Raw genomic sequence first — 26,031 nt, 5'->3', positions numbered from 1 at the left:
ATGAACTCAACCCAGTCCGCGAACGGACAATCCTCCATCACTGGAGATGACTTCACCGGTAATTGCACGCGCTGCGTCTGATGCCAATAGGACATATGCAGCTACATGATCTTCGGGCAGCTGTGCAAGCTGAAGAGGGTTTCTTTTTTTTATGCTATTTGCCTTCGTTTCATTATCCACGATTTTAACGAATGGACGAAGGGGAGGAATGACCGATAATGCGGTCAGAGTGCCACCAGGCGCTACAGCATTCACCCTGATGTTAGGAGCGAGTTCAAAGGCAAGTTGGCGCATCAGCCCTATTTGGGCATGCTTGCTTGCTGTGTACCACACCCCGCCGCCATCCGGATAAAAACTGGCACCGGACACGGTGAAAATAATATTGCCATTCGATTTTTGCAGTTCTTCAAGAGCGGCTTTAGCACCGAAGAAGGATCCTTTAACGTTAATATCGATCAGAAAATCATATGCATCGGAAAGTGCATCGGGAGTTACGTCGGCAAATTTAGCAAATCCATCAAAGACTCCTGCATTGGCAACGAAAACATCCAGCTTTCCAAATTGCTCGACAGTGGCCTGGACAGCCCTCTCATTGTCTTCATATTTGCTTACATCGCCTTGGTTAATGAGAATCTCTTCACCAAATTCCGCTTTCATTTTCTTTAGCGTTTCTATCGAGCGGCCGATGATGCTGACTTTTGCCCCTTCTTGTATGAAACGTCTAGTGACAGCCTCCCCGATACCTGAATTGCCACCGGTAATCAACACTACTTTATCCTTTAACGCCATTGCCATTGTAACCAGCCTCCTCTTTTTAACCAAGTCAACATTATACGAAGATAGCAAGATTTCTGGTATTTATCGTTGATTGATCAACAATGAATATTCGTTTGGAAAGTTTCCATTTACCTTCTTCGAAAATAAATTCATCATTTCGTTCCCCCGAAATCAGATCATGTTGAATATCCGTGCTGCGGCTACGATAGATGAGCAGGTAGCTCTTGACGACTGCCTTTTCACCTTCAACATAGTCTTTAACGCGTACATTTGAGACAAAACGCCGTGTTCTTGATGGCGGTATTTCCGCCCATGCATAATCCGTTTTCAAACGATCCACTCGCAGTTTCAGCAGCTCAATATCATCATTAAATGTAAACATTTCCGTTGAATAATCCGGGCGTTCCACCCCTTCTTTATTAACACGTACAGGCATTTGATAGCGTAAGCTCGAGTGCATTAAATCGAACCAATCATCAAATTCAATATCATCCAGTAATTGAGCTTCATCATACAGCCATTGTTCAAATTGACATTTGAGCAACATTTTCTCCACATTCATTTCCGTTCCCCCTCCCGTTTATCATTTCGTCATCAATTCAAGCCAGTACTTGTAAAAATTCCTTTGGCTCGCTTCAGTGAATTTATCATCGTAAGCAACACCAGGACCTATAAAATCAACTGGTTCACGATGAAGACCCATTGTATAATTGTAGGTTAGATTCTTTAGGAAAGGCATTGGTCCTTGGGCTGCTTCAGTGATATCAGTAAAAACTTCCGTATCATCCTGTTCGAAAATACCGGATGGGCTAAAGGTCAAGATAAATGAATCTCTTGATCTATCTTTCCAATCTTGGGAGGCGTTCTTTTCCACGAGCATCCAAGCAATCACTTCCATTTTATTGTGACCGATTGGCCGCCACATCCTTATGGAAGTGTTGGAGATGAATTGGTCTTTGATTTTTGTATGGGATATTAAAAATGATAAGTTAGGGAAGACATTCCCAATCATATTCTTTAAGTTTGATAACACTCCATATTGTTCTTCAGACAAATTAGTTTTAAATTCATCTTTCAATTCTTCCGGGAAAGCGAAGTCAGGATTAGGAGTCCCTAAGTTTAGTCCATGCCCGTTATCCGTATGGATTTGAAAACCGCGCTTTGAATAGGTAGCATTGGGCACCATGCCCAGTTTGGCAATGGATCCGTGTGTGACCATCGTGTGATAGGAATCACCAACAAAGTTATCGGAACCAACTTTCCAGTTTGAATTAACAACGAATCTTTGCGGAACTCCGATTACTTCCATTTCTGCACGTCCTACAAGGATATCCAAATACCATTTAATGTCTCCAAGAAACTCTTCAAGCGGCTCTGCATCTTCATTCCAAGTTCCAAATAAAAGACCTTTATAGGATTCAAGCTTTACTTTGTGAAGGCCCATTTCCGAGCGGTCAAGGTTCCCCCCATATATATCCTTTTGTAATGGCACTCCTACGAGTTCACCAGTGTTTTTAAAATTAAAACCATGGTAGGGGCAAGTAAATAATGACTTGTTCCCTTTATCTGCACGGCATAGTTTCATTCCGCGATGGGTGCACATATTATAAAACGCCCTGATTTCCCCTTCAGCATCACGAGTAATGATGAGCGAGTAGCCAGCAAGTTCACGGGTCATGAAGTCTCCTTTGTTCGGTACTTCAGAATCATGGCCGATAAAAACCCATGTTTTCAAAAACACTTTTTCATGTTCTATATCATAAACCTTTGGGTCTCCAAGGAGGTATGCAGGTATAACGCCTTCCTCTGGTTTAACCGTTTCGTTCAAATAGTCAACAACTTGCTGTTTCGACATTTCTTCTAAGGATTTTTCAGTTTTAAGCATACTTTTTCTCTCCCTTCCAAGCTTTACATCATTATGCATTACCCGATCTGAACGCTTTTTTCCTTGTTTTGCAGAGTCGCCAAAACGCTTAATGCCGCTAGATAACTCGTTTTCGGGTTATTTGGCATCGGATCATTTTCCACTTCCAGTTTCAGTTTCCCGAACGAACCTGACGCTTCTATCAGGTGATTGTTTTTTAACACATTTGGATCGGCAATGATTTTCACTTTCGTCTTTTCTGATCCAAGACCAGCCATAGACAGCACAATCGCAACATTAATGTTTCTCGGAAACTGCTTGATCGCTTCTGCAGCAGTTCCTTCAAATAATACCGTTTCTTCTGTCACTGAAGACCCTGCCGGCAATGCGTTTGGCGGTTTTCTTGTGGTGATGCAAACAGATTCAAGGCCATTCACCGCTTTTGCCGATTTAAGTACATCTAGACCTCCAATCGCACCAGACGGAAGGAGAATATTCACGTTATTCAATTTACAAATCTGGTTTGATTGTTCTTCAAAGGCGGAATTCGCCATCACGCCAATGCTGCTTAGCAAGAGATCCTTCCCGCTTTTAAGCACTTTCAATGCATACTCTTCAGCTGCTTCTATCGTTGCAGCCTCTATGACTAAATCAACATCGGATTTAAGAAGTTCGTCGACATCACGATATGGCTGTGTCCTGAATTCTTCAGCTAATTGTGCCGCAACTTCTTCACGGCGGGCATAAATCGCAACGATTCTTCCACCTGGAAGAAGTCCGTCGTTATTAATGGCCTGAAGCAAAAATTTTCCGATATTACCGCACCCGATTAAACCTAACTTCATGTAGTTTCATCCTTCCTCAATCAGCAAACCCGTATGAGTCCGCAAAGAATTCCAACCCGCAATGTCTTGTTTCCCGCGAAACACCGCTTTCTTTTAAGCCAGGGAAGTCCAGGGCCAAGTCGCTGAAAACGGTATGATTATTATGGAATACCGCACCAGCTTGAAGGCGATCTGCCATTTCGACAGCGATATCTTCATTCTCGGTCCAAACAGATGCACGCAGCGCAAACTCACTATCATTCGCTAATTTTACAGCTTCATCGATATCATTGAAAGGTAAAATTGGAATGATCGGTCCGAATTGTTCCACTCGAACCAATTCGCTCTGCTGATCGACGCCAGTAATAATGGAAGGAAGCATATAATAACCTTTATCCCAAGTTTCCGGATTCAGCTGGATGCCGGTTGTGATTATATTTCCTCCTGACTTAGCGGTACGTTCGATCAAGCCATTCACAAAGTCATATTGTGTTTTATTATTCAATGGACCCATGGTTACATCAGGCTGAATTCCATCACCGATCACCATCCGGCTGAACTCTTTGGTCAGCTTCTCCACAACTTCATCATATCGTGATTCTTGGACGTACACTCTTTTTACAGCAGAACAAACCTGACCCGCTGCTCGTAAAATCCCCATCCTCAAACGTTTGATAGCCGCTTCATCCATATTGGCATCTTCCAAAATGATGGCAGGATCATTGCCGCCAAGTTCCATATATACTTTTTGCAGATTTCCAGCTGATTTCTGCATGATATCTTTCCCGGTTTCCGTACTTCCGACAAACGCCAATGTCCGTACGCGTGAATCGGAACATAGTGTGTCACCGATTGCTTTTCCTGATCCTGAGACTATATTGATGACTCCTGGAGGAAAATGTTCAGCAACTACTTTTAAACAGGTCATGATCGTTAAAGGACAATTCGTTGCAGGTTTTACGACAACGGCATTGCCTGCCAAAACAGCAGGTATGACCCTTTTAAATGTTAATATCATCGGAGAATTCCACGGTGTGATTATTGCCGTGACACCTCTTGCCCTTCTTCGGATTTGGACTTTTTGTTTTCCTGGAAGCACTTCAGGCTTCCACCAATCAAGTAACTCTGCTGCACAGCCCTTCATTACTTCAACACAGCGCAGTAAATCCTTTTTAGCTTCAACAAGTGTTTTGCCATTCTCACGTACAAACACGGTAACATTTTCCTCGATAACTTTTGATAGTTCTTCTGCCGCAGTGTTCATCCTGTTTGCCCGTTCCCCGATATCAGAGCGAGACCACGTTTGAAAAGCATTTTCTGCCGCTTCAATAGCGCCATTCACGATTTCTTCAGAGCATTTTGCCACCTGGCCAACTACTTCCGATGTATTTGCCGGATTTACAACATCGACTTTTTCCGGTAATTCTATCCATTCTCCATTAACTAGATATTTTCCTGAAACAAATGGGTATGTCGAAATCATTCTCAATCCTCCTTATAGTTTTTTGGGCTTGAATGCTTCCGCAGCTCCCGGTGGTCCGCCAAATGGTTTGGCCATTGGCCCCACAGCTTCCATATCAACGACGATCATTGAAGGTTTACGTCTTTCCTTAGCCTTTTTCAGTTCGGATATGAACTCATCTCCAGAACCAATACGCACTGCATCAAAATGCATGGACTCAGCCAGTTTCACAAAATCAGGGCTCAATAAGTCCACAGCTACCTGCCGACCATATGCGGCTGTTTGAATATTGCGAAGAACTCCATAGCCTGAGTCATCAAACAATACGATGATAACTGGTAAGTTTTCTTCGGCTGCCGTAACCATTTCCCCGACGTTCACCATAAACCCACCATCTCCAGCCATAAGAACGACGGTTTTATCTTGACATCCCATTTGGGCACCGATTGCTGTTGGAAGACCTTGACCAATTCCGCCGCCTGATGCATGAATCGATGTTCTCGGTTCATAGATTTCAAATAAACGGCTGCCCCAAACATTTGCCTGTACGGTCACATCACGAACTAGAATGGTATCCTCTGGTAATATCTCCCTCATGCCATCTACAAATTGCTCATACGGTCCAAGCGTTTCCCTGAGTTGAGCGCGCACTTCATTTCTAAGTGAAAGAACTTCTTGTAAATAAGATGGCTCTGCATGAACTGAATGTTCTTCAAGCTTTTGAATGATGGCAGCAAGCATATCTTTTGCATCGCCAACCAAACCTAACGTGGCTTTATAGTTCCGGTTAATGGCCTGCCAATCCGCATCGATCGCTATATGTTCTTGTGGCACCGGCACTTTCCAGTTGGATGTTTCATTCCCCCTAAACCTTACACCTACGCTAATCAATAAATCTGCATTTCTTAAAAACTCTTTTGTAGTTTCATATGCCGCAAAATGTCCGATGCATTGTTCATGGTTTTCTGGAATCGAACCTTTTCCTGACTGACTGGTTATTACCGCTGCACCAAGGATTTCCGCCAATTTTTGCAGCTCTTGCGAAGCATTGGCACTGATGACTCCACCACCGGCCCATATGACAGGACGGCTTGCGCTTACCATTTTTTGAACGGCTAGTTCAGGAATAATTTGCATTGAATTTGTTTCAGTGGGTGAAGTTCGCAGCCCTTCGAGTGAAAGATCCTCTATGATCACCGATTGATAGTCAATTGGAATTTCCAATGTAACCGGACCCGTTGGTGCAGTTAAAGCTTCCTGGATTGCCTTCCTTACTACTGCTGCGGTTTGGTCAGGGTTTCTAAGCCTCACTGCATTTTTACAAGCTCCGCTCATCATTGAAAGCTGGTCTTTACACTCATGTATGTATCCTTTGCCTGTGCCAAGATAAGAAGAAGCCACCTCACCTGTTAGATGAAGAAGGGGGACACCAGCTGCCCAAGCTTCCACTAGTGAACCAGCTGCATTTCCTGCCCCTGTTCCAGTACTGGTAATCACTACACCCAATTTCCCGGTGGCGCGTGCATATCCATCAGCCATATTTACGGCACCGCTCTCACCGCGTGAACAAATGAGTTTGATGCTCCCTTCCCTAAGAATTGCATCATAGATGGGCATATTGTGAATGCTGACAATCCCGAAAGCAGCTTCCACACCTGCTTGAACAAGCTCCTTTACGATGGAATCGGCGGTCGTAAACTCTATTTCTTCTTGTATTTTCATCGCGTTATCCTACCTTTTTCAGTAATATATTTATATTGCCTTTCCGATCGCTCCTGCCGTCTCAATCGTCGAACCCGCTACATAACTTGCTTTGTCTGAAGCAAGGAAAACAATGACACTGGCCACTTCTTCCGCTTCCCCTACGCGGCCGAGAGGGATATTCCGTTTTTTCGCTAGGTCCCCGTAATACTCTTCAGGGTCCATATCAGGCGCATTTTTCAACCTTCTTCGCTCCCATTGATCGGTCCGGATCAATCCAAGACTCACTGAATTCACCAATATATTGTCAAAGGCCAATTCCTGGGACAAGGTTTTGCTTAAATTAAGGAGGCCAGCCCTTGCTGCTGCAGTCGCTACCATATGACGTTCAGGTTCTTTGGCAAGCGTTGCATTAATATTAATGATGCGCCCTCCCCCCCTTTTCACTAAATGAGGATGCGAAGCACGAACGGCATATATGATGGCAAAGAACTTTAACTGAATCTGTTCTTCCCACTGCTCATCCGTTATGTCAAAAAAGTGACCCATCACGCTTTGACCGGCTGCATTCACCAAAATATCGATTCCGCCAAACCTCTCAGCGGTACCATTAATGAAAGAATCCACATCCGATTTTGAGGTGACATCACATGTTGATGCAAAAATATCTTCCTCTTCACCAAATGAGAGCAATTGACTTTGTGCACTTTCCATACGCTCAGCACTTCTGCCGCAAATAGCCACTTTCGCTCCTTCAGCTAAAAACATTTCTGCTGTTTTTAATCCCACGCCCGACGTGCCGCCCATAATGACAGCCACTTTTCCTTGCAATCCTAAATCCACTCTCTTCACTCCTTTTCAAAGCCATTTTCCTCAAATGCTGTCCTTTAATCAACAAGAAGCTAACTAGCGCAAGAATCATGGGAGGAAATCAAACTCCTCCTCATTTTTTCGCCATGACAGAACCACCTATATGAGAATCAACCCAGCCTGGATCGGGATCTCCTCCCATTGCTTTGCGCGCTTCAGGTTTCGGCGGCCCTGCAATCCCCCACTGATCCATTAAATGCGGAACCCGTTTCCATACACGTGCTCTCCACTCAGATTCATCTTCGATCGTTTCCAGATAACATGTATACTCCATTACAAAACCGCCTGGGTCTTGAAAATAACAGAAAATATTGTCTCCCGGCCCATGACGTCCAGGTCCCCAAAGTTCAGACAAGCCCGCTTTTCGGACATTGCTTATTCCTCGCATCAATTCATCCACGGAATCGACTTCGTATGCGATATGATTGACTGACGCATGTTCATCTTGATTGAAGGCGATGGAGTGATGCTTTCTGTTGCACCGTAGGAATGACATTTGATGCTCACTCCAATCAGTGACTTTAAAACCAAGTACATCCGTATAAAACTCAACGATCATATCTAAGTTCTTCGTGTTCATTACAACATGATTCAATTTCACTGGATCAACATTTTTCTTGCTCCAAATGGACGTTTGCACTTCCACCCAAGCCGAAAGCTCGATTACGCGGTTTTCCGGATCAATAAACCGCAGGCCATAACCGGCACCTGCTTCATCCAAATATCCTGGCGGTTCAATGATTCGAACGCCCTTCGATTGTAATATCCCTGCTGCACGGTCCACCGCATTTTTATCGACCATGCCAAAAGCTATATGGTGCAATCCTCGTTTTTCTCCCCTGTGAAGACTAAGAATATGATGTTCCGGTCCAGCCCCCCGGAAATAAACCGTATTCTCCTCTTCCGGAACATCCACTCTATCCAGACCCCAAACCTTTTCATAAAACGCTGCTTGATCGTCGAAATTCGGAGTTATCATGCTTATATGCCGTAAATGAGTAATCCCAAGCATTTTTTATACCTCCCATAATTTAGATTGCCCTTTTGATCATTCGCATTGGCCATATTTAACAATCTAATCGAAAAGGGCGCCTCATTAATTTTCATAATGCAGGTGCCCTTTCGGCTAAATGATCAATCTTTAATGATGGCTTCTCTTTCTTTAGAGCGTTGTTTACGCAGTTCTTCCAGTTCACTGCCTTCAGGATATGTCGGTAAGTTAGGCTTCACTGCCCCAAGCATCACTAGCATGCGCGCCTCTACATCCCCGTCATTCCTAATTCCCCGATAAACCCCCGGCGGGCTGCTTATGCAGTCTCTCGCACTTAATTTGATTTCATGCACTTCACTGTAGCTGTCCTCTTGAATTAATGCCGTGACTTCACCCTCAAGAATGAAAAACACTTCTTCAACATCGTCATGAAGGTGCAAAGGACCGATACATCCCGGAGGAAGCACCATCGTACTTAAAGTGAAATGTTCACCTGCAATTACATTCGTATCGTTATTGGCAGTGGCACCACGTCCGATATATCTCATCTGTGCGCGTCTATAAGCGGGATCAATTTCTTCTTGGAACTTCAAGACATTCCAATCAAGAGTACGGTCTTTCAATCGGGCAACATATTTTTTTTCAAAATCCTTCACTGAAAAAGTTTCTTTTGTCATTTTAAAATTCCTCCCTTATTTGTTGTTTCTAAACCGAATTATGTTTCATAAGCAAAACATTGTTTTGTCTATGAATTAAGTCTAAAATGAAACCGCTTCATTGTCAATTAGTTTTTAGAATATTTAAAACTATTTCTATAATCCGAACGTTCACCACTATGAGATAAACTTGTAACGATTTGCTTTTCTTAACACAAAAAAGTGTGGATTTCCCTAATGGGAGATCCACACTTTCGAAAGAGGTTATTCACTTATTAATCGATTTTAAATCGTTCAGACATCTTCGTGTTGATAAGGCTTAACCCCGCTGTATCCCATATAAACGGATAACTGACGAGAAACTTCCAACAGTTTCGGCAAGGCAATTTTATCGATGAAATCCTCTTGATAAGCAGACTCTGTTGCTACGACATTCAAGGCAGCCAATACTTTCCCAGTCCTATCAAAGATCGGGGCGGCAACCGAACGGATGCCAGGGTGGAATTCCCCGCTTGTCATCGAATAACCATTTTGCCGAATCGAATCCAGCTGTTTTTGAAATTCACCAGGCGCGGTGAGTGTTTTGTCTGTATAAGGAGTAAGGTTCGATATTTTGAACATTTGCATGAGCAATTCTTTCGGTTGATATGCCAAAAGTAATTTTCCATTGGCCAAAGCATGCGCCGGCAGCCGCAAGCCTATGTTCACATTGACAGCGGATACACCTCTGATCGGGGCACTTCCAACATAAACAACTTCCTGTCCATCCAAAATGGAAAGATGGCAGGAGGCTCCGATTTCATCACGCAAGGTCTCCATATAAGGTTGGACAATTTCTTGGAATTTCAAGCTATTCAAATAGCTGAACCCCAATTCAAGAACTTTAGGAGTTAAACTATAACGTTTGGTATGTTCATCCTGAGACAAGTAACCAATATTTTGTAATGTGAATAATAAACGATATGGTACGGTTCTGCTTACTCCCAGTTGTTTTGCTATTTCTGAAAGAGACAAGCTCGGCTGTACTTCATTAAAGAGCTTAATGATTTCCAAGCCCCTAACCAATGAATTAGCACTATATTTCTCTTTCTCTTTTTCTTCGCTTGCCATTCAAGTATTCCCCCCGTTGTGAATAAATCTCATTTTCCCTGACTATAACCCGTTCAGTAAAGCTTTCTTCATACCTAGAAAGAAGAAAATGCAACATATATATACATTTTTTTATGATCGTTCTTTTGGTGAATGTTTATGATGCATACTTCAATGGTTGCCTATTTTCTTTTGCTTCCTTAACTAGACAGGTACTTTGGCGCCAGTAGCGCGCACCGGCCTTTACTTTGCAAGTTCTTCCAATCATATTTCGATGGATTGTAATCAATTCAGAAGTTTCCGTTTACTTTCTTTCATGCTAACAACAGCTGGTGTCTATGAGTCATATCAGATATACTCAACGCTTTCACCGCTTCCGGAAAACGGCTAGTAAAAGCCAGGAACCTTTAACCGAGCTGGTGTCTTCGAGCGCTATTCATTATCCCTATTCCTGTTAAAGAATCAGTACCGCAAAATGGCAACCATTACTACCTCACAACCCTTTACTCTTCATGTATAAATAGAATAGTGTTTAGTGTCAATTAAAGCATATTTACATATATAAAACTATTTGGAAGGCCTAGCATAATTGACGTTTCAATAGAAAAGCTCGTTGTTATATGACCAAATATAACCAATTATAGCAGTAAAAACAAATAAAGAATTTTCATACATTGATATTCTCTGTCAAATCGCGAAATTTTCCATATTAAGCATTTCATATACAAAACAATATAAATGAATTATAGATTTTCCTGATTTTAAATTCAATATCAACGAGTCAGAATTTTTAATAATTTGTAAATAATTTGTTTTTTGGACACAAAGAATCAGTATTACTTCCATTTTAAGTCCTGGTTGATAGAGCTCCATCTACCCAATAGGATGAAACAAAGTTCGTTTTATAACCGAAAGTACTTATATTCTAAAAATAGAAAATTGTCAAAATATTAAATTGACAATCAAATTATTTTAATTTATCGTTAAGAAAGTAAAACTTTGTTTTCCTTACAAAACACTTCTGTTTCTTTTTTTCTATCAAAATTTTAAAGAAAGGCGGGAAAAATCAAAACAAACTAGTACCTTTCTAAAGGGATAACCGAAAAAACACTTATTCTCAAATGTAAGCGTTTTAAGGAATGTTAAAAAGCAATAGGGAGATGGTATTATGTTAAATGGGCAAAAAAGATGGTTGTATATTGCCGTACCAATTTTTTTCTTTTGGTTTTTTGGACAAATTGATAAGGTTGGCATTTCCATCATTCAAACAGATCCAGAATTCTTGCATGCACTCGGTATGACAGGTGCTGACAAAAATGCAAAGATCGGTCTTCTATCTTTTGTATTCACCATTGCTTATGGAGTTTCAAATCTTTTTTGGGGCTTCATCATTGATAAATTAGGTGCCCGAAAAACAGCCATCGCCGGTTTATTCGTTTGGACAATCACGATGATTATGTCAGGACTGGCAAATTCATATGAAATATTTTTAATTAGCAGGATCATTCTTGGTTTTGGTGAAGGGATGATGATTCCGGTTTCCGGAAAGCTCATTTCTAACTGGTTTAATAAACGCGAACTGGGGAGGGCCCAGGCATCTTGGCTTACCGGAAACTATTTAGGACCGGCAATGGGAGCCGTTGTTTTGGTGCTTGTGATATCTTTACTTCACTGGCAAGCAGCTTTCTTTATGCTTGCAGCTTTCAACTTATTTATAAATATCCCGATGTTCATCTTAATGACGAGGAATACACCAGAAGAGCACCCCCGTATAAGTAAGGAGGAATTGGCATTCATTCGCCAAACGGATGATGAAATAAAAGAAACCGCCCATTCCGAGAATAAGAAAAGTTTCGCCCAAGATTATCGTTTCTGGATCGTTTGGTTCGGCATGCTCGTATGCTCCTTCTTATTTTTCGGAATCAGCATTTGGCTTCCTACATATCTCATTGAAGCAAAAGGATTCGAAAAGGAAGGAATGTCAAGCATTACTTCACTTTCCTGGCTATTCGCTTTAGGATTTGTCTTGGCATGCGGTTTTCTGGCTGACAAAACCAGACGTCCAAGTTTGATGGCCACGATTCTATTTTCATTGACGGCTGTCTTTTTGACTGTAGCTGTCTTCATCCCCAATCCTATTTTGGCCGGACTATGTATGGGACTGGCAATGGGATGTCAAGGCGGTGTGTTCCACCTAAGCAATATGCTCATGGTAAAATATTCAACACCTGAAACGGCAGGACGAGCCGCAGGTCTAATTGGATTCACGAATATCATGGGCGGCTTTTCGAGCTATATCATGGGATGGCTTCGTGACTTGTCTGGCGGGGACTTCAGTTCATCGATCGCCATGCTGATTTTTACAGCCCTCTTAGGTTTGGCAGCTTATTTATTCTCCATTAAGAGAGAATCCGCAGAACTGCGCTTATCACCTATACATGTACAAAAGATACAAGCATGAAGTCCTTTTAAAATCAGTTTTATACCTCCAACCCTTGATTTATCAGGGGTTTTTCTTGTGCCGACTTAAAAGTGAGTCGAAATAATATCGCTCATTTTTTGCATTACCCGATAAAATTTCCCACCGGTTACTCCGAATCACTCCTTTATTTGTATAAATATGTCGATAGTTAAAATATTCAAAAAATGATATTTTTTTGAATGCCTATGTTATATTATTTATGGAAAAAAATACTTGTCAAGTAAGGTGAGTGTGTGAATATAGAAGTTTTAATTCTCCATTATATTCAGGAAAAACGTCAAAAGCCTAACCATGCCAATGATTTATTGGATTATATTCAGAATGAATATGTAAACGGGAAGCTGTCAATCTTGCAATATAGAAGTCTCTGTCAGGACTTATATCTTCGAGGAGCCAAACAAACATCTCCTGGATGAAGCTACACCCTTGTCACTAGACTAACTACTCCCCATTGTGGATGACTTTTGTTTCTGTTTTTCCGCAACGACCTACTTTAAAAATACAGCCGGTCATTTTCTCATCCCCAGTATGTTCATAAATATATAAAAGCCTCCGTGATCTGTCACCCCAAGACAGTTCACGGAGGTAAATGTTACTTAATCAGACATTGCAGAAATTCATTTTAATTAAATGAATATATCGAAAATTAAAACCAAACCGAATGCAACGAAGGAAAGTAATGTTTCCATCACTGTCCAAGTTTTGAAAGTTTCTTTAACGGTTAGTCCCATGTATTCTTTTACTAACCAGAAACCGGCGTCATTAACATGGGAGAACATGAGTGAGCCTGCTCCCGTGGCAATTACGAGCAATTCTAGATTAACACCCGTCATATTGGCAACGACCGGTGAAACGATCCCTGCTGCCGTGGTCAAAGCGACGGTTGCAGAACCTGTGGCAATCCGAATCAATCCGGCCACAAGGAATGCAAGAACGATCGGTGATAAAGAAATTTCTTCAGACATGGAAGCGATTGCAGTCCCTACGCCACTATCAATTAAAATTTGCTTGAACCCTCCCCCAGCACCGATAATTAGAATTATGGATGCTAATGGCAATAAGCATTCTTCCGTCAACTTTTTAATTAGTGATTTGTCCATTCCCTGTCTGTAGCCCAAGAAATAGTAAGCTGCAAAACAGGAGATTAATAGGGCGATCACTGGACTTCCGATAAACAATAAGAATTTTTCAATCGAACCCGGTAGCGGCAGATAAGGCGCCACTACAGTTAAAACCATCAACAATACTGGCAAAAGGATGATGAAGAACGATACTCCAGTGCCGGGTAATCCACTTGACTTTGTTTCGACACGGATCAATTCCGGTTCTCCAACAGGAATAACCCGTTTATGAATCCATTTTGCGAATAGCGGTCCCGCAATTACAGCCGTCGGGAATGCGATGATCAATGAGTACAGAAGTACCTGCCCCATGTTAGCATTATAAATTCCAATAGCTGTCATGGCTCCAGGATGCGGAGGCACCAGCCCATGTACGATCGATAAACCAGCAAGTACTGGAATGCCAATTAACAAGATGTTCACTTTGGTTGATTTCCGAATGGAAATGACCAAAGGAAGCAATATTACTAAACCAACCTCGAAAAATACCGGAATGCCGATGATGAAACCAGATAAAAGCATGGCCCATGGCAGGTTTTTCACACCGAATTTATTAATGAAAAAGTCAGCAACCTGCATTCCAGCTCCAGAGTCGGACATCATCTTTCCTAGGATGGTCCCTAAGGCCAATATTCCAATAAGGTGCCCAAGGACCGCTCCGACACCCGTTTCATAAGCACCAACGATCTTGTCCATTGGCAGTCCGGAAAAAATCGCTAAAAATAAACTGGCAACAGTCAGGCTGATGAACGCATGCCATTTCCACAATGATACCCCCAAAATGACGATTACGATTGCTATCAGCGTGATTCCTAATAAATATAGATCCATATATTCTCCCCATTCCCAAGAAATCGCTTACATTCAAACCAATACAATAAATGGGATTATTGTACCGGCTCGTTATATGTCACAATGTAGTTCTGTTTAGCCGTGTTGTAATAACCTTCACTGTATTCCGTAACATTTCCGTCCCCATCACTGGAAATCCTAATCCTCTTTAGTACTGGACTATTGTTTTCGATTTTCAGTGTTTCGCAAATGTGATCCGGAGCGATAGCAACGGCAAACTCATCTCTGAATGTTTCAAGTTTGACGTTTTGCTCTTCCAAAAAGCGGTACAAAGAATTGATTTGGACCTCTTTAATCTCTTCTTGGTTTAAATCAAGTGAAATATAATGTGTAAAGTAAATATAAGGTTCATTGTCCAATAAATATATCCGTTCGATACTTATGCAACGGGCACCAAATAAAGAATGCAGCTTAGAGTCTGAAGAAAGGTCAATCTGACTTATGTTTAACACCTTTTTTAAAATGGAGTGCCCTTCCTCCACCAACAGCTCTGTGAAACGCTTCCCTTTGGAAAGTTTGACAATCGAACCATTAGCTATGACTCTAGTGCCTTTGCCGCTTTTCTTTTCAACATACCCCTCTTGCACGAGTTCTTTGATTGCATTACGGACAGTAACCTTACTTACGTTAAATTCTTCTTCTAAAAGAGGCTCGGAGGGAATGTTTGTGTCAATGGCATAAACCCCATGTAAAATACGATCCTTTAATATTTCTTTTATCTGTAAATACATCGGTCCATTTTTTCTGTTCACATTCATTCCTAATCTCCTGCCTTATCTTTTAATATCTTCCATTTTACCTTCCATTGCCGAGAGTATCTCCTTTTCGGTTGCCAAAGGAGTATCTCCAACGACAGTACATGCCAGCATTCCTGATACAGCAGCAAATCGTACTGTCTTTTCAGGGGAATATCCTAGCAATTCGCCATGTAAGATTCCGCTGGTGTAAGCATCGCCTGAACCTATTCTATCATATACGGAAAATGATAGGATATCGGAAAAGTAAAATGTTTCTTCTTTGTATATATACCCCCTCAAGGTATGGCTATTATTACTGTTGATCGAACGATGTGTCCCCGCTATCGATTGAATTTTGAATCGCTTGGCCACTTCAGGGATCAACTCAACAAGCTGTTCTTCCCTTGTGGAGCCTTCTGACTTCATTCCTAAAATATAAAGCGCGTCTTTTTCATTCATCATGACGATATCAGCCAAAGAAAGCATTTCTTCATAATGAGGCTTTGCGTCAGCGTAACCTCCCTCCCATAAGGAAGGTCGGTAATTGCAGTCGAAACAGACTGTACCGCCCTTTTCTTTGACTTTTCTAGCCAGCACCTTCATGCTTTCCCGTACATTTTCCGCCATTGCAAGCGTGATTCCGCAAAAATGGATGATATCCGTCTTTTCCGAAATCATATCCATATCATAATCGGATAAGGTTGCAGTATTAAAACTGCTTTCCAGTCGATTGGAATATGTGACACGGCTCGCCCGCTGTCCAAATCCATTTTCCAAAAAGTACATCCCCATGTATTTGCCGCCTCTAGAGATGTAGTTCCTGCCGATTCCTAAGCCCTGCAATGCTGAAATTGCTGAATCACCAAGGGGGTTATCCGGTAACATTGTCACAAGATACCCATCATGTCCAAGTTTTGTCATCGCAGAAGCCACATTTACTCCCGTGCCTGAAAAGGAGTATTGCAGCGTGTTAGCCTGTGATAGCAATTCATGCCCTGGTACCTGCAAACGCATCATTACTTCCCCGAATGCCACAATTCTTTTAGGCATATTTTTCAACCAATTTTTTCGTCATGGCCAATAATTTCCGTACATCCTCCCCATTCGTTTTACCAGTCGCTTCATCAATGATGGAAGAATATACGTGGGGAATGACTTTAGGCACTTTTGCTTCTAATGCAATTTCTAATATCGTCTCGAAATTATTTAAGTCGATTCCACCTGTTGGTTCCAAAGCAAATCCCTCTTCACCACAAGCTTTTGCTACAGCACGATATTCATCTTCATGCTTCAGTCCTTTCATAGGGAAATATTTCAAAGCATTTCCTCCCATATCGCGAACGAGCGCAATGGCAGCTTTGATTGGCACAATGGCAGTTTCACTTGCGCCTGCACTTACTGGACCAGTGGAGATATTCACATAACCGACTTTCCCAGTTGGAGAAACAAGTGAATTTATCCAGCTATCCTTCTCGCCTAAATTGGCCCTCGTAGCACCAACAGCCGGAAAAACCTGGTTAATATGACTGCCTGGATAGTATTTTGCTATTTCTGCGACAACTGCAGCCTGTCTATTATCGCCTGCGCCCAATCCAATTGAAACGGCCTCATCAATGGCTTCCCCGTATTCTTTCATTGCTGTAACACCTGCTTCGACAGTTGGATAATCCTTTGAGAGTACACCAACCAATACATGTCCTTCAGCTGCTTCAAAGACTTCCACTGCATTTTCCACACTATTTGCAAGTACATTTAAGGCTACGCGATCATTCAATAACCGTTTGTTTATGTTTGTCATCCTTGTTTTCCTCCTAATATGGTTCTTAATCGTGATTCAATAACATTTATATCATCACCTTGCAATGGACGCGGATCTATATCGAAAAAGCCTTGCCGTATCCCATAATCCCGTGTATAAATGGCGATATCCCCATTTTTGAGCTGCTCGTTCACTTCTTTCGCCGTCGTTTCCGTCAAAGGATCTATGGAAATACGTGCTCTATATATGGCACGTCCGGCTTCATCCTGAACTATCGTTACTTTTACGCCATCAATCGAGTCAAGTGATGTGAGAACTTGTAAACTAGCTTTTTCTTTTTCGCTATTATCCGTCTTGACAAAATACTCATCCAATGCCTGAAGCAGCCCAAAGGTCGTTTCCTTTCCAACCTTCATGCTCCTTCCTATACAGTGCAATTGAACCTTTACCCATTCGATATATTTTTTTCTGCCAGCAACGATACCGGATGTGGGTCCTTCAATGGCTTTTGAACCACTATAAATCGCCAGGTCGGAGAATTGTACATATTTTTCCAAATCTTCTTCCGCTGCTGCATCGACAATCAGAGGGATATTATTCGTTTTGGCCACTTCCCATGCTTCTTCGACCGATATCATATTTTTCTGGACAGCATGATGCGATTTCACATATAAAATAGCGGAAGTATTTTCATTTATGGCCTCCGCAATATGTTCTGCTTTCCCTTCATTTGCATATCCAACTTCAACCAATTTTCCGCCGCCAAGATAAATCATGGTTTCAACCGGTGCACCATACTGAACGTTATGGCCTTTCAGCATGATGATTTCATTCTTTTGAATACGATCTTGATGAAGCCTTTCGCTTTTCCTTCTGTTTCCTTCAGTAACGATTGCCGCTACTGAAAGCGCAATTCCGCTTGATGCTGAGTTTACGACCACCGCTGCTTCAGAATGAAGCAAATTCGCTATATGCTGGCCTGACTTATCGACTAAATCAGAAATTTCAACATAATTTTGCCCACCTTTTTTCATCGCGTCCATCACTGTGTCAGTTGGGGCAGAGACTCCCAATATGCTCATTCTTCCGCTTGCATTGATGACTCTTTTCAAACCGTATTTAGCATTCAATGAATTCTCCATTTATAACCACTCCTTTTACAACAACTCTTTTTTCTGCCATCCTTTTTTCGCCTTCGGAATCCAATAAAAGGGTCGGCTCATTCTCGATCGAGAATAAAGTTAGGTTCGCAATATCCCCAGCTGAAATCCTTCCAAGCTCTGGTTTATTCAACCAAGCTGCTGCATTGACCGTAACCGCATCTATTACTTCTTTTAATGGATAACCGAGGTACAAAAATTTTGTAAGCACATTTGCCATATTAAAAACTGGCCCATTCTCTCTGTTTTTCCGATATATATCCGTACTGATCGTATTGAAGCCGATTCCCCGCTTTTTAGCCATTTCTGCAGTTTTAAAAGAAAAGCTTGCCGTTCCATGACCTACATCCAAATGTACACCACGTTCAATCGCCTTAATCAACTCAGGCAGCGGCACTTCTCTTTCATCAAATAAATTATTCGCTTTACCATTTAGAAAATGAGTAATAATGTCCTTTTCCTCAAGTAATTGAAGGACTTCCTTAATATCAGGCGGCCCTGAACCGATATGAACCATTAATGGTAAACCCGTTTCAGCCGAGAAATTCCTAGCGATTTTTAATGGCTTGACACCATTTGGACCAACTACACTTTTACTTATTCTCGCTTTAAGTCCAACGACAAAATCCCCGTACTTGGAAATTGCCTTCATTATTTCCCTTTCGTCCAGCCATGAAATATCCGATAACTCATCAACCCTTTTCAATCCAATCCGCGAAATATTCAGAAAGGCGAAAACATTCGTTTTGGAATTTTCACAACTTCTAACCAGATCGGTTATCCTATCTGCCCCCGTGCTTCCTGCATCTATGACCGTTGTTACACCAGTTTTATATCCAATCTCATCAACCTCATCACCATAAGGATCGAATTCCGGGAAAGCATGTACATGCATATCAATCCAACCGCTCGAAACAAAAACTTTTTGATCATAATCTATTATCTTATCTCCTGTTGCAGTTCCGGGTCGTGCAATTTCCTTAATCATCCCATTTTCCAGGATGATATCCGCTGCTTTTCCCTCTACCATTTTTACATTCTTCAGAACTAACGTATCTGTCATTTCCCTCATCCTTTTCGGTACATCCTATCGATTGAAAGTACTTTGTATACGGTTACACTGAATTGTATAAGAATTCATTAATTTCTCTTTACAAAAGTAGATTATCATATTTTGTCGAACTAATCAATATAACGTTATAATGTTTGATTTAAATTTACAGAATTTTTATAAGATCAAGGCTATTTTTTCTTTGTGCTTCTTAGTTTCTTCATATAATATAATCTCATTAGGTTTTTTTAAATTTTTCATACTACCCATGAAAAAAAAGGCGGGAAGAAAAACAATCTGTTTTTCTTCCCGCCTTTTTTTTACGAATTCACAAAATCCATTGATGAAAGTTTCTACTCTAATTATCCGGAAATAATGCTTTTTTTTAAAAAACTAACTCTAAGTCAGAATAAAGACTAATGGGTTTAGAGGGTTTGAACGGTTCCTCCAATACACTCGCTATAGAACCCCTTTTGTCTCCAAACTGAAGAATTAGATCCTTTTTTTCTTTTTATTCAACCATATAATTAATCCAATTATCGCTATAAACAAAATTAATAGGTCTATGTTGTACATAGAAAATAAATTTCGATCAGATATTATTACTGAGGACATCCTGATTATAAAACCTAGACATATAGAAATAAGTACAATTATTACTGTTTTAAGTCTTTTTTCCTTAGTTTCCATATTTATCTCGACCTCCTGCATATAGTTATATAGTATGATATTAAACCAAATTTTCAAAAAAATATAAGGGAGTGTTATGAAAATGAAGAAAAAGTCCTTATTTTCAATACTAATAATCAGTTTATTAGTATTATCACATGTCCCCAATACATTGGCCGAAGAGAAAAATGAAACAATACCTTCATCAACTGTCAACCCCATTGTGGAAGTCAAATTAATTAGTGATGATGTTATACAAATACAACCAACAGCAAGCATCATTGAAATGAGCAAACCTATTGCTCATCAAGCTAAACTAACAAATACCCAATTAGGAAAGATGGTAAAGGCTCATCAAAAGGGAACAACATGGTTAAGCATCGTAAGTACTCTTGTGTTTGCAGGTGGCCCAACCGCACCAGCAGGAGTAGCTACTGCACTGGCATCAGCACTTGCTGGCAGTCCTAATAGTTTAATAGCAGCATATTATTCCGGAAAACACGCTTATCATGTATCTGTCTATGCTAGTGGTAAAAAACCAAGTTTATCTAAAATAACGTATATATATTACACTAAGTCAAATCTTTCATTTAGAAGCCCTCGTTAATTAATCCTTCCTGCTCCTAATATTACAGAGGAAATGTTGCTTTCCATAATATAAAAACCAAGAATGCTTATTTAAAAGCATTCTTGGTCTTATTAATTTCCGTACTTCATTCGTTTTTCCTTTTCATGACATTCACTTAATATATATATCCCGTTCCAATGAAAGCCGTTAATTTACCTTTTTCGATCCTTTCCAATGGATTTCCCTCAATCGGTATTTTTGTAGCTTACCTGTTGCCGTTTTCGGTAAAGACTCTACGAATTCAACTTTTGTCGGTGCTTTAAAGTGAGCCATTTTTGAGCGGCAAAAGGTGATGATCTCATTTTCTGTCACTTTTGCATTTGGCTGCAGCACAATGATTGCCTTAGGCGTTTCTCCCCATTTATCGTCTGGAATGGCAATGATCGCAGCCTCCAAAACATCTGGATGTTTATACAATACCCCTTCTACCTCTGTTGAAGAAATATTTTCCCCGCCGGAAATGATTAAATCCTTAGCCCTGTCCTGTATCTCAATATATCCATCAGGATAGGTAACTGCCAGATCCCCGGTATGAAACCAGCCATCCCTAATGGCTTCAGCCGTCTTTTCCGGATCCTTATAATATCCTTCCATTACAACATTGCCGCGAGTAATGATTTCCCCCAGTTCCTTTCCATCCCAAGCGACTTCTTTCCCTTCTTTATTGACTACCATCGTTTCCCCATTGAAAACCAATTCAATCCCTTGTCTTGCCTTTATTATTGCTTGTTCGTCCGCCGATTTAGCTTCAAACTCATCCTTCCACTCGTTATATAGGATGAATGGGGAAGTTTCTGTTAATCCATATACGTGGATCATATTCAAACCAAGGATTTCTTGTGCCTTTTGTATAAGCGCTGCTGCTGGAGGAGCCCCTGCTGTTGCCATTCTTGGACGCACTTTGATATTTGTTCCTTTTGCTTTAGGATCATTTACCAGCATATTGACGACAGTAGGCGCTCCACATAATAATGTAATATTATGAAGGGCGAATAATTTGAGGATAAGAGGGGGATCGACTTTCCTTAAACATACATGAGTCCCGCCAGTAGCCGTTACCGACCATACCCCTCCCCAGCCATTAGCGTGAAACATTGGCAAGGTATGTAAGTATACATCGTCATGCTTCACTCCTAGGTGATAAATGAAATTAGCGGCGTTCATGTAATTCCCGCGATGAGTTAACATGACCCCTTTGGGTTTTGAAGTCGTTCCACTCGTGTAATTTATAGTCAAAAGTTGATTTTCATCGATTTTAACATCTGGCAGTCCATAATCATTTGCATGCAAAATGAAATTCTCATAATCTATTCCAGGTAAAGTGGTTTCATATCCTTCAACAGGCACGATGATGATCTTTTCCAAGGAAAGTTTAGTAATGATCTTTTCGATCGGAGCGGTGAATTCTTCATCGACTATCAACATTTTTGAATCGCTATGCTTGATGATAAATTCCAAATCCTCTGCAGCAAGCCTATAATTCAAAGGAACCATTACCGCTCCCATTTGACAAATGCCATAAAAACATTCCAACATATAATGCGTATTTGGCAACATAACTGCAATATGGTCACCTTTTTCAATTCCCGAAGAATACAAAGCTTTGGAAAGTTGATCTGTTCGCTGCCCGAATTCCTTATATGTAAACTTTTTCTCTTCATCGATGACTGCCACTTTATGAGGATAATATTTTACGGCCCTGCGCTTCCAATCAATTGGAGTTAATGGGGAAAACATTTTTACCATCTCCTTCTTTACAGATTCACTGTATACAGCACCCTGCTGGGTTCGTCATGATGGATCCTGAGAAAAAAACTTCGTATCCTTTTAATACATATTCATTTTCCAGCCGTCATATCTTCTTTAATGGATTTGCATATAAAGATTTTTGAATGACCTATCCGCTTTACTCAAGGGGATTAATAATCCGAACGTTTTTTAATTATTCTGATAATTTAACCTCCTAAAAAACAGTGAAATTCACTGTTTTAATGTTATATAGTGCTTCTTCTTTCTATTATAATGGAAACTGTACACGTCAGGAAGATTATATTTTATTATCTATGCATGCCGACAGATGTTCGGTAAGTTTCCCAACGATTTGTTTGAGTCGTTCCGTTTCCTCTTCATTCAGGACGCTATAAAAGTCACGAAAGGTTTTGGTAAAACACTTATTGATGGAATGATAGGTATTCCTTCCACTTTCGGTGGATTGGATAAAAACGACCCGCCGATCATCCTCACTGTGTACCCTCTCAATCAACTTCTTCCGTTCAAGCCGATCAATTAGTGCAGTCCCTGCTGCAGGTTTAATTTTCAAATGATTCGAAACATCTTTAACAGCTATGGATTCATTCAAGACTATTAAATGCAATGCGCGATACTGCACAGTAGTTAAATCATATTTAACCAATAACGGTTCCACCAATTCCTGTGATAGGCTGCTTAATTCCCTAATCTCTAGATGTAAATTATACAATTCACTTGAATGCATGTTTGACAATCCTTTCTTATTGACACTATCTATCTAAAACTATAACATAATTAACGTATCAAAAAATTAACCATGCGAATTAAATTGGTTATTGATTTTTAAAGAGAGAGAGAGGCTGTACATGTCAGCAGAACAACGCAAAAAGATCATTATCCTCATGATCAATATGTTTATCGCAATAGGGAGTTTCGGCATCATCATTCCCATTTTACCAGCATACCTGGCCTCCATTAATCAAGGTGGAACCGCCGCTGGCCTAATGATTGCCATTTTCGCAGGTGCACAACTTATCTTTTCGCCAATTGCCGGAAAATGGACTGACCAATTCGGGCGCAGAAAAATGATTATTTATGGATTGGTCGGTTTGACATTATCCATGTTCATTTTTTATGCAGTCAATTCCATTTGGTTATTATATGCTTCACGTATCATTGGCGGAATCGGGGCAGCTTTGCTTATACCCGCAATTTTTGCTTATGTTGCTGATATCACCACATTTGATCAACGCGCTAAAGGCAATAGTTTAGTATCTGCCGCCATGTCCCTGGGAATTGTAGTCGGTCCAGGAATTGGAGGTTTTTTAGCTGACTTTGGCTTGAAGTTTCCTTTTTTGATTTCTGCGCTGGTATCCCTATCAGCAGTCGTATTTTCGATTTTTGTTTTAAAAGAAAGCGAAACGGCACAGGTTACTCAATCCATGGATGCAAAAACTGAAACGATGCTTCGGAAGATTGCTTTATCCGTGAAAAAGCCCTATTTCATCCCACTCATCATTACTCTTGTAATGAGCTTTGGCTTAATGGCGTATGAATCTGTAATTGGTCTTTATCTTGATAATCAATTCAATTCAACTCCAAAGGACATCGCCGTAATGGTTACAGCCACCGGTATCGTCAGTGTAATAGTTCAATTGTTTGTCGTCGACCGGATCGTACAGCGTTTCGGGGAAGTGAATGTGCTGAATATCTTTATCAGTGTTGCAGCCATCGGTTTCCTTCTATCACTTTTTGCATCGAATTACCTGATTTTCTTTTTAATTTCACTTATCATCTTCCTTTCCACTTCCATCTTACGTCCAGTTCTTAACACACTGATTTCCAAGATGGCAGGGAATGAGCAAGGCTTTGCAATGGGTATGAATAATGCGTATATGAGCATCGGAAATGTGCTCGGACCAACACTTGCGGGAATGATGTATGATGTCCACATTACCTATCCGTTCATGTTGGGCCTTATCCTCTTATTCATTACTTTAATGATTACTATGGCTTGGCAAAAGCGATCTCTTCATGCAAAGGCCTTATCTTAGAGCTTAAATGGCATTTCAAAATTTATTCCTTAACGAAACCCCCGAGTAGCATCCGCTATCCGGGGGTTTTCATTAGGATTTTTTTATCCATTCTTCTTTTAATTGAAATCCTCCAAAACAGTTTAATAACGAGTAACATTTCGATCTCTTGAGAACTAGCTCCAGTTTCTTGCGGAAACTGCTCATATTTTTGTGTAACACTCAAATTCACGAGTAATTGCTTCAAACTCACGAGTAAATGCGTCAATTTCACGAGTAACGTCCCCAACTCTCGGATTTCTGCTCCAGTTTCATGCGGAAACTGCTCAAAGTCATGCGTAATATTTGTATTCACGAGTATTTGCTCCATTCTTTACTAAAGTTGAAGCTTTTATTTCACCAAAATAAAAAGCGACCTTATTTTTAGAATAAGGCCGCTTATCATTCAGTTTTCTCATTTCATATTGTTATAAAGGGAAATTAATTTCATTTAATATAAATGGCTTTCTTTCCTTTACTGCTTTCAAAAGCCGCATCAATGATTTTAATGACCGCTAACCCCTCTTGGGCAGTGACTGGAGCTTTCTTCCCGCTCAATATACTATCGGCAACTGCCTGGTAATACGTTAAATAAGAACCATGCAGTGTTTCAATGGTTTCATGTATCTCATTTTCTCCTTCAACCGTAACCAGCTTACCATAAAATTCGGGATCATCGGCACCCCAAGAGTCATCGACTGGTTTTTTCCCCTCACTTAAGTCTGCCTCTTGGCAATCAAGACCATATTTGATAAATGATCCTTTACTTCCATGCACCTGATACCGCGGTCCATTATACGGAACGATTGAGCCTGAATGCAAGATAACCCTCAGCTTTTCATATCCTAATATCACATGGAAGTAATCATCCGTTTCTGCATTTTCTTTTTGGGAAAATACATCTGCCCAAACGAATTGCGGCAATCCAAACAAATGAAGTGCTTGATCGATGAGATGTGATCCTAGATCATAAAGCATGCCTGATCCCGGGCCCGGTTTTTCCCTCCATCTATCCCTGACCACAGGCCGGTATCGATCATAATGGACTTGGTATGTATTGATTTCCCCAAGCACTCCATCATCCATAAGTTTTTTCACGGTCAAAAAGTCATTATCCCATCTCCGGTTATGATAGACACTTAATAGCAGATTCTTTTCCTCGGCAATCTTGATGAGCTCCTCCGCCTCCCAAGCTTCCACAACCATCGGCTTTTCGAGGATGACATGCTTCCCGGCTAACAAGCTTTGCTTGGCCATTTCATAATGCAAACCACTCGGTGTCGTAATAACAGCCAAATCAATGGATGGGTCTTCAAGAATTTCCTCTAAGCTGCCTACCACTTCCACATCTTTCAAATCTTTTTGGACTTTTTCCTTATTGGAGCTCACAACTTTCGCTATTTGAAACTGCTCTAAAACACTTAGTAATGGCGCGTGGAAAGTAGCTCCTGACAATCCGTACCCAACTATGCCAACTTTAATTTTTCTCATTTTCAATCCCACTCGCTTTCTTGTTC

General features: G+C 40.8%; 24 protein-coding genes. 4 read left to right on the top strand and 20 right to left on the bottom strand.

All coding sequences use genetic code 11. The features are described 5' to 3' along the window. Positions 1-6: 6 nt before the first annotated feature. The 10 genes from MKX49_RS09895 to MKX49_RS09850 form a co-directional block, all read right to left on the bottom strand. Positions 7-795, bottom strand: a complete 789-nt coding sequence (locus MKX49_RS09895; RefSeq protein WP_222619771.1) for an SDR family NAD(P)-dependent oxidoreductase — start codon at positions 793-795, stop codon at positions 7-9. Positions 796-829: 34 nt separating this feature from the next. Then, positions 830-1,339, bottom strand: a complete 510-nt coding sequence (locus MKX49_RS09890; protein ID WP_048678819.1) for an aromatic-ring-hydroxylating dioxygenase subunit beta — start codon at positions 1,337-1,339, stop codon at positions 830-832. 21 nt (positions 1,340-1,360) lie between these two features. Next, a complete protein-coding gene (locus tag MKX49_RS09885; protein WP_034312297.1) occupies positions 1,361-2,662 on the bottom strand; it encodes an aromatic ring-hydroxylating oxygenase subunit alpha in 1,302 nt (433 codons plus the stop codon). A gap of 38 nt (positions 2,663-2,700) precedes the next feature. Beyond that, positions 2,701-3,486: an aspartate dehydrogenase gene (gene nadX / locus MKX49_RS09880; RefSeq protein WP_034312299.1), complete on the bottom strand. Its 786-nt coding sequence runs from the start codon at positions 3,484-3,486 to the stop codon at positions 2,701-2,703. 16 nt (positions 3,487-3,502) lie between these two features. Continuing rightward, positions 3,503-4,948, bottom strand: a complete 1,446-nt coding sequence (locus tag MKX49_RS09875) for an aldehyde dehydrogenase family protein (protein ID WP_340876275.1) — start codon at positions 4,946-4,948, stop codon at positions 3,503-3,505. A gap of 12 nt (positions 4,949-4,960) precedes the next feature. Continuing rightward, complete coding sequence (locus tag MKX49_RS09870) at positions 4,961-6,649, bottom strand: thiamine pyrophosphate-binding protein (protein ID WP_340876274.1); 1,689 nt, start codon at positions 6,647-6,649, stop codon at positions 4,961-4,963. Between the two features lie 30 nt (positions 6,650-6,679). Then, complete coding sequence (locus MKX49_RS09865; RefSeq protein ID WP_323597984.1) at positions 6,680-7,471, bottom strand: SDR family oxidoreductase; 792 nt, start codon at positions 7,469-7,471, stop codon at positions 6,680-6,682. A gap of 100 nt (positions 7,472-7,571) precedes the next feature. Then, entirely contained in the window at positions 7,572-8,510 is a 939-nt protein-coding gene (locus MKX49_RS09860) for a VOC family protein (RefSeq protein ID WP_323597985.1), read from the bottom strand. A 122-nt stretch (positions 8,511-8,632) separates the two neighbouring features. Then, positions 8,633-9,166: a cupin domain-containing protein gene (locus tag MKX49_RS09855; protein ID WP_034312308.1), complete on the bottom strand. Its 534-nt coding sequence runs from the start codon at positions 9,164-9,166 to the stop codon at positions 8,633-8,635. Between the two features lie 273 nt (positions 9,167-9,439). Further along, positions 9,440-10,255: an IclR family transcriptional regulator gene (locus MKX49_RS09850; protein ID WP_048678846.1), complete on the bottom strand. Its 816-nt coding sequence runs from the start codon at positions 10,253-10,255 to the stop codon at positions 9,440-9,442. 1,147 nt (positions 10,256-11,402) lie between these two features. Here MKX49_RS09850 and MKX49_RS09845 point away from each other — a divergent pair. Next, a complete protein-coding gene (locus MKX49_RS09845; RefSeq protein WP_048678849.1) occupies positions 11,403-12,695 on the top strand; it encodes an MFS transporter in 1,293 nt (430 codons plus the stop codon). A gap of 254 nt (positions 12,696-12,949) precedes the next feature. Further along, positions 12,950-13,132 carry a YppF family protein gene (gene yppF, locus MKX49_RS09840; RefSeq protein WP_055348417.1) on the top strand — a complete coding sequence of 61 codons (183 nt, stop codon included), beginning with the start codon at positions 12,950-12,952 and terminating at the stop codon, positions 13,130-13,132. Positions 13,133-13,342: 210 nt separating this feature from the next. Here the strand turns inward: yppF and MKX49_RS09835 are convergent, their stop codons facing one another. Genes MKX49_RS09835 through MKX49_RS09810 form a run of 6 tightly spaced genes read right to left on the bottom strand, consistent with a single transcriptional unit; the run spans position 13,343 to position 19,408 of the window. Continuing rightward, positions 13,343-14,668, bottom strand: coding sequence for a GntT/GntP/DsdX family permease (locus MKX49_RS09835; protein WP_054396071.1), 1,326 nt, complete (start codon positions 14,666-14,668; stop codon positions 13,343-13,345). 56 nt (positions 14,669-14,724) lie between these two features. Continuing rightward, positions 14,725-15,447: a GntR family transcriptional regulator gene (locus MKX49_RS09830; RefSeq protein WP_048678855.1), complete on the bottom strand. Its 723-nt coding sequence runs from the start codon at positions 15,445-15,447 to the stop codon at positions 14,725-14,727. Between the two features lie 15 nt (positions 15,448-15,462). After that, the gene (locus tag MKX49_RS09825; RefSeq protein ID WP_340876270.1) at positions 15,463-16,476 is read right to left on the bottom strand and encodes a sugar kinase; all 1,014 of its coding nucleotides are present in this window, start codon (positions 16,474-16,476) and stop codon (positions 15,463-15,465) included. Continuing rightward, entirely contained in the window at positions 16,469-17,224 is a 756-nt protein-coding gene (gene dagF, locus MKX49_RS09820; RefSeq protein ID WP_034312316.1) for a 2-dehydro-3-deoxy-phosphogluconate aldolase, read from the bottom strand. Before dagF ends, MKX49_RS09825 begins: the two co-directional genes overlap by 8 nt. Continuing rightward, positions 17,221-18,327, bottom strand: coding sequence for a DgaE family pyridoxal phosphate-dependent ammonia lyase (locus MKX49_RS09815; RefSeq protein WP_048678861.1), 1,107 nt, complete (start codon positions 18,325-18,327; stop codon positions 17,221-17,223). The genes dagF and MKX49_RS09815 overlap by 4 nt, the downstream gene beginning before the upstream one ends. After that, complete coding sequence (locus tag MKX49_RS09810) at positions 18,305-19,408, bottom strand: amidohydrolase/deacetylase family metallohydrolase (RefSeq protein WP_340876267.1); 1,104 nt, start codon at positions 19,406-19,408, stop codon at positions 18,305-18,307. The genes MKX49_RS09815 and MKX49_RS09810 overlap by 23 nt, the downstream gene beginning before the upstream one ends. Positions 19,409-20,168: 760 nt before the next feature. Between MKX49_RS09810 and MKX49_RS09805 the strand changes: the two genes are divergently transcribed. Beyond that, complete coding sequence (locus MKX49_RS09805) at positions 20,169-20,672, top strand: hypothetical protein (RefSeq protein ID WP_340876265.1); 504 nt, start codon at positions 20,169-20,171, stop codon at positions 20,670-20,672. A 168-nt stretch (positions 20,673-20,840) separates the two neighbouring features. On the opposite strand, the gene MKX49_RS09800 is transcribed toward MKX49_RS09805, so the two are convergent. Further along, positions 20,841-22,430: a long-chain-fatty-acid--CoA ligase gene (locus MKX49_RS09800; protein WP_340876262.1), complete on the bottom strand. Its 1,590-nt coding sequence runs from the start codon at positions 22,428-22,430 to the stop codon at positions 20,841-20,843. A gap of 310 nt (positions 22,431-22,740) precedes the next feature. Continuing rightward, positions 22,741-23,187 (bottom strand): MarR family winged helix-turn-helix transcriptional regulator, encoded by a 447-nt coding sequence (locus MKX49_RS09795; protein WP_340876260.1) that lies wholly within the window; start codon positions 23,185-23,187, stop codon positions 22,741-22,743. Positions 23,188-23,308: 121 nt separating this feature from the next. Between MKX49_RS09795 and MKX49_RS09790 the strand changes: the two genes are divergently transcribed. Next, positions 23,309-24,496 (top strand): MFS transporter, encoded by a 1,188-nt coding sequence (locus MKX49_RS09790; protein ID WP_034312334.1) that lies wholly within the window; start codon positions 23,309-23,311, stop codon positions 24,494-24,496. A 55-nt stretch (positions 24,497-24,551) separates the two neighbouring features. Here the strand turns inward: MKX49_RS09790 and MKX49_RS09785 are convergent, their stop codons facing one another. Both MKX49_RS09785 and MKX49_RS09780 read right to left on the bottom strand, forming a co-directional pair. Next, the gene (locus MKX49_RS09785; protein ID WP_340876258.1) at positions 24,552-24,830 is read right to left on the bottom strand and encodes a hypothetical protein; all 279 of its coding nucleotides are present in this window, start codon (positions 24,828-24,830) and stop codon (positions 24,552-24,554) included. A gap of 131 nt (positions 24,831-24,961) precedes the next feature. Beyond that, positions 24,962-26,005: an oxidoreductase gene (locus MKX49_RS09780; RefSeq protein ID WP_340876256.1), complete on the bottom strand. Its 1,044-nt coding sequence runs from the start codon at positions 26,003-26,005 to the stop codon at positions 24,962-24,964. Between the last annotated feature and the right edge of the window lie 26 nt (positions 26,006-26,031).

This window comes from Peribacillus sp. FSL M8-0224 (genome assembly GCF_038003055.1).
Taxonomy (GTDB): Bacteria; Bacillota; Bacilli; order Bacillales; family DSM-1321; genus Peribacillus; species Peribacillus frigoritolerans.
The sequence above is the reverse complement of the archived record's forward strand: the minus strand, read 5'-3'. Positions and strand labels throughout refer to the sequence as shown.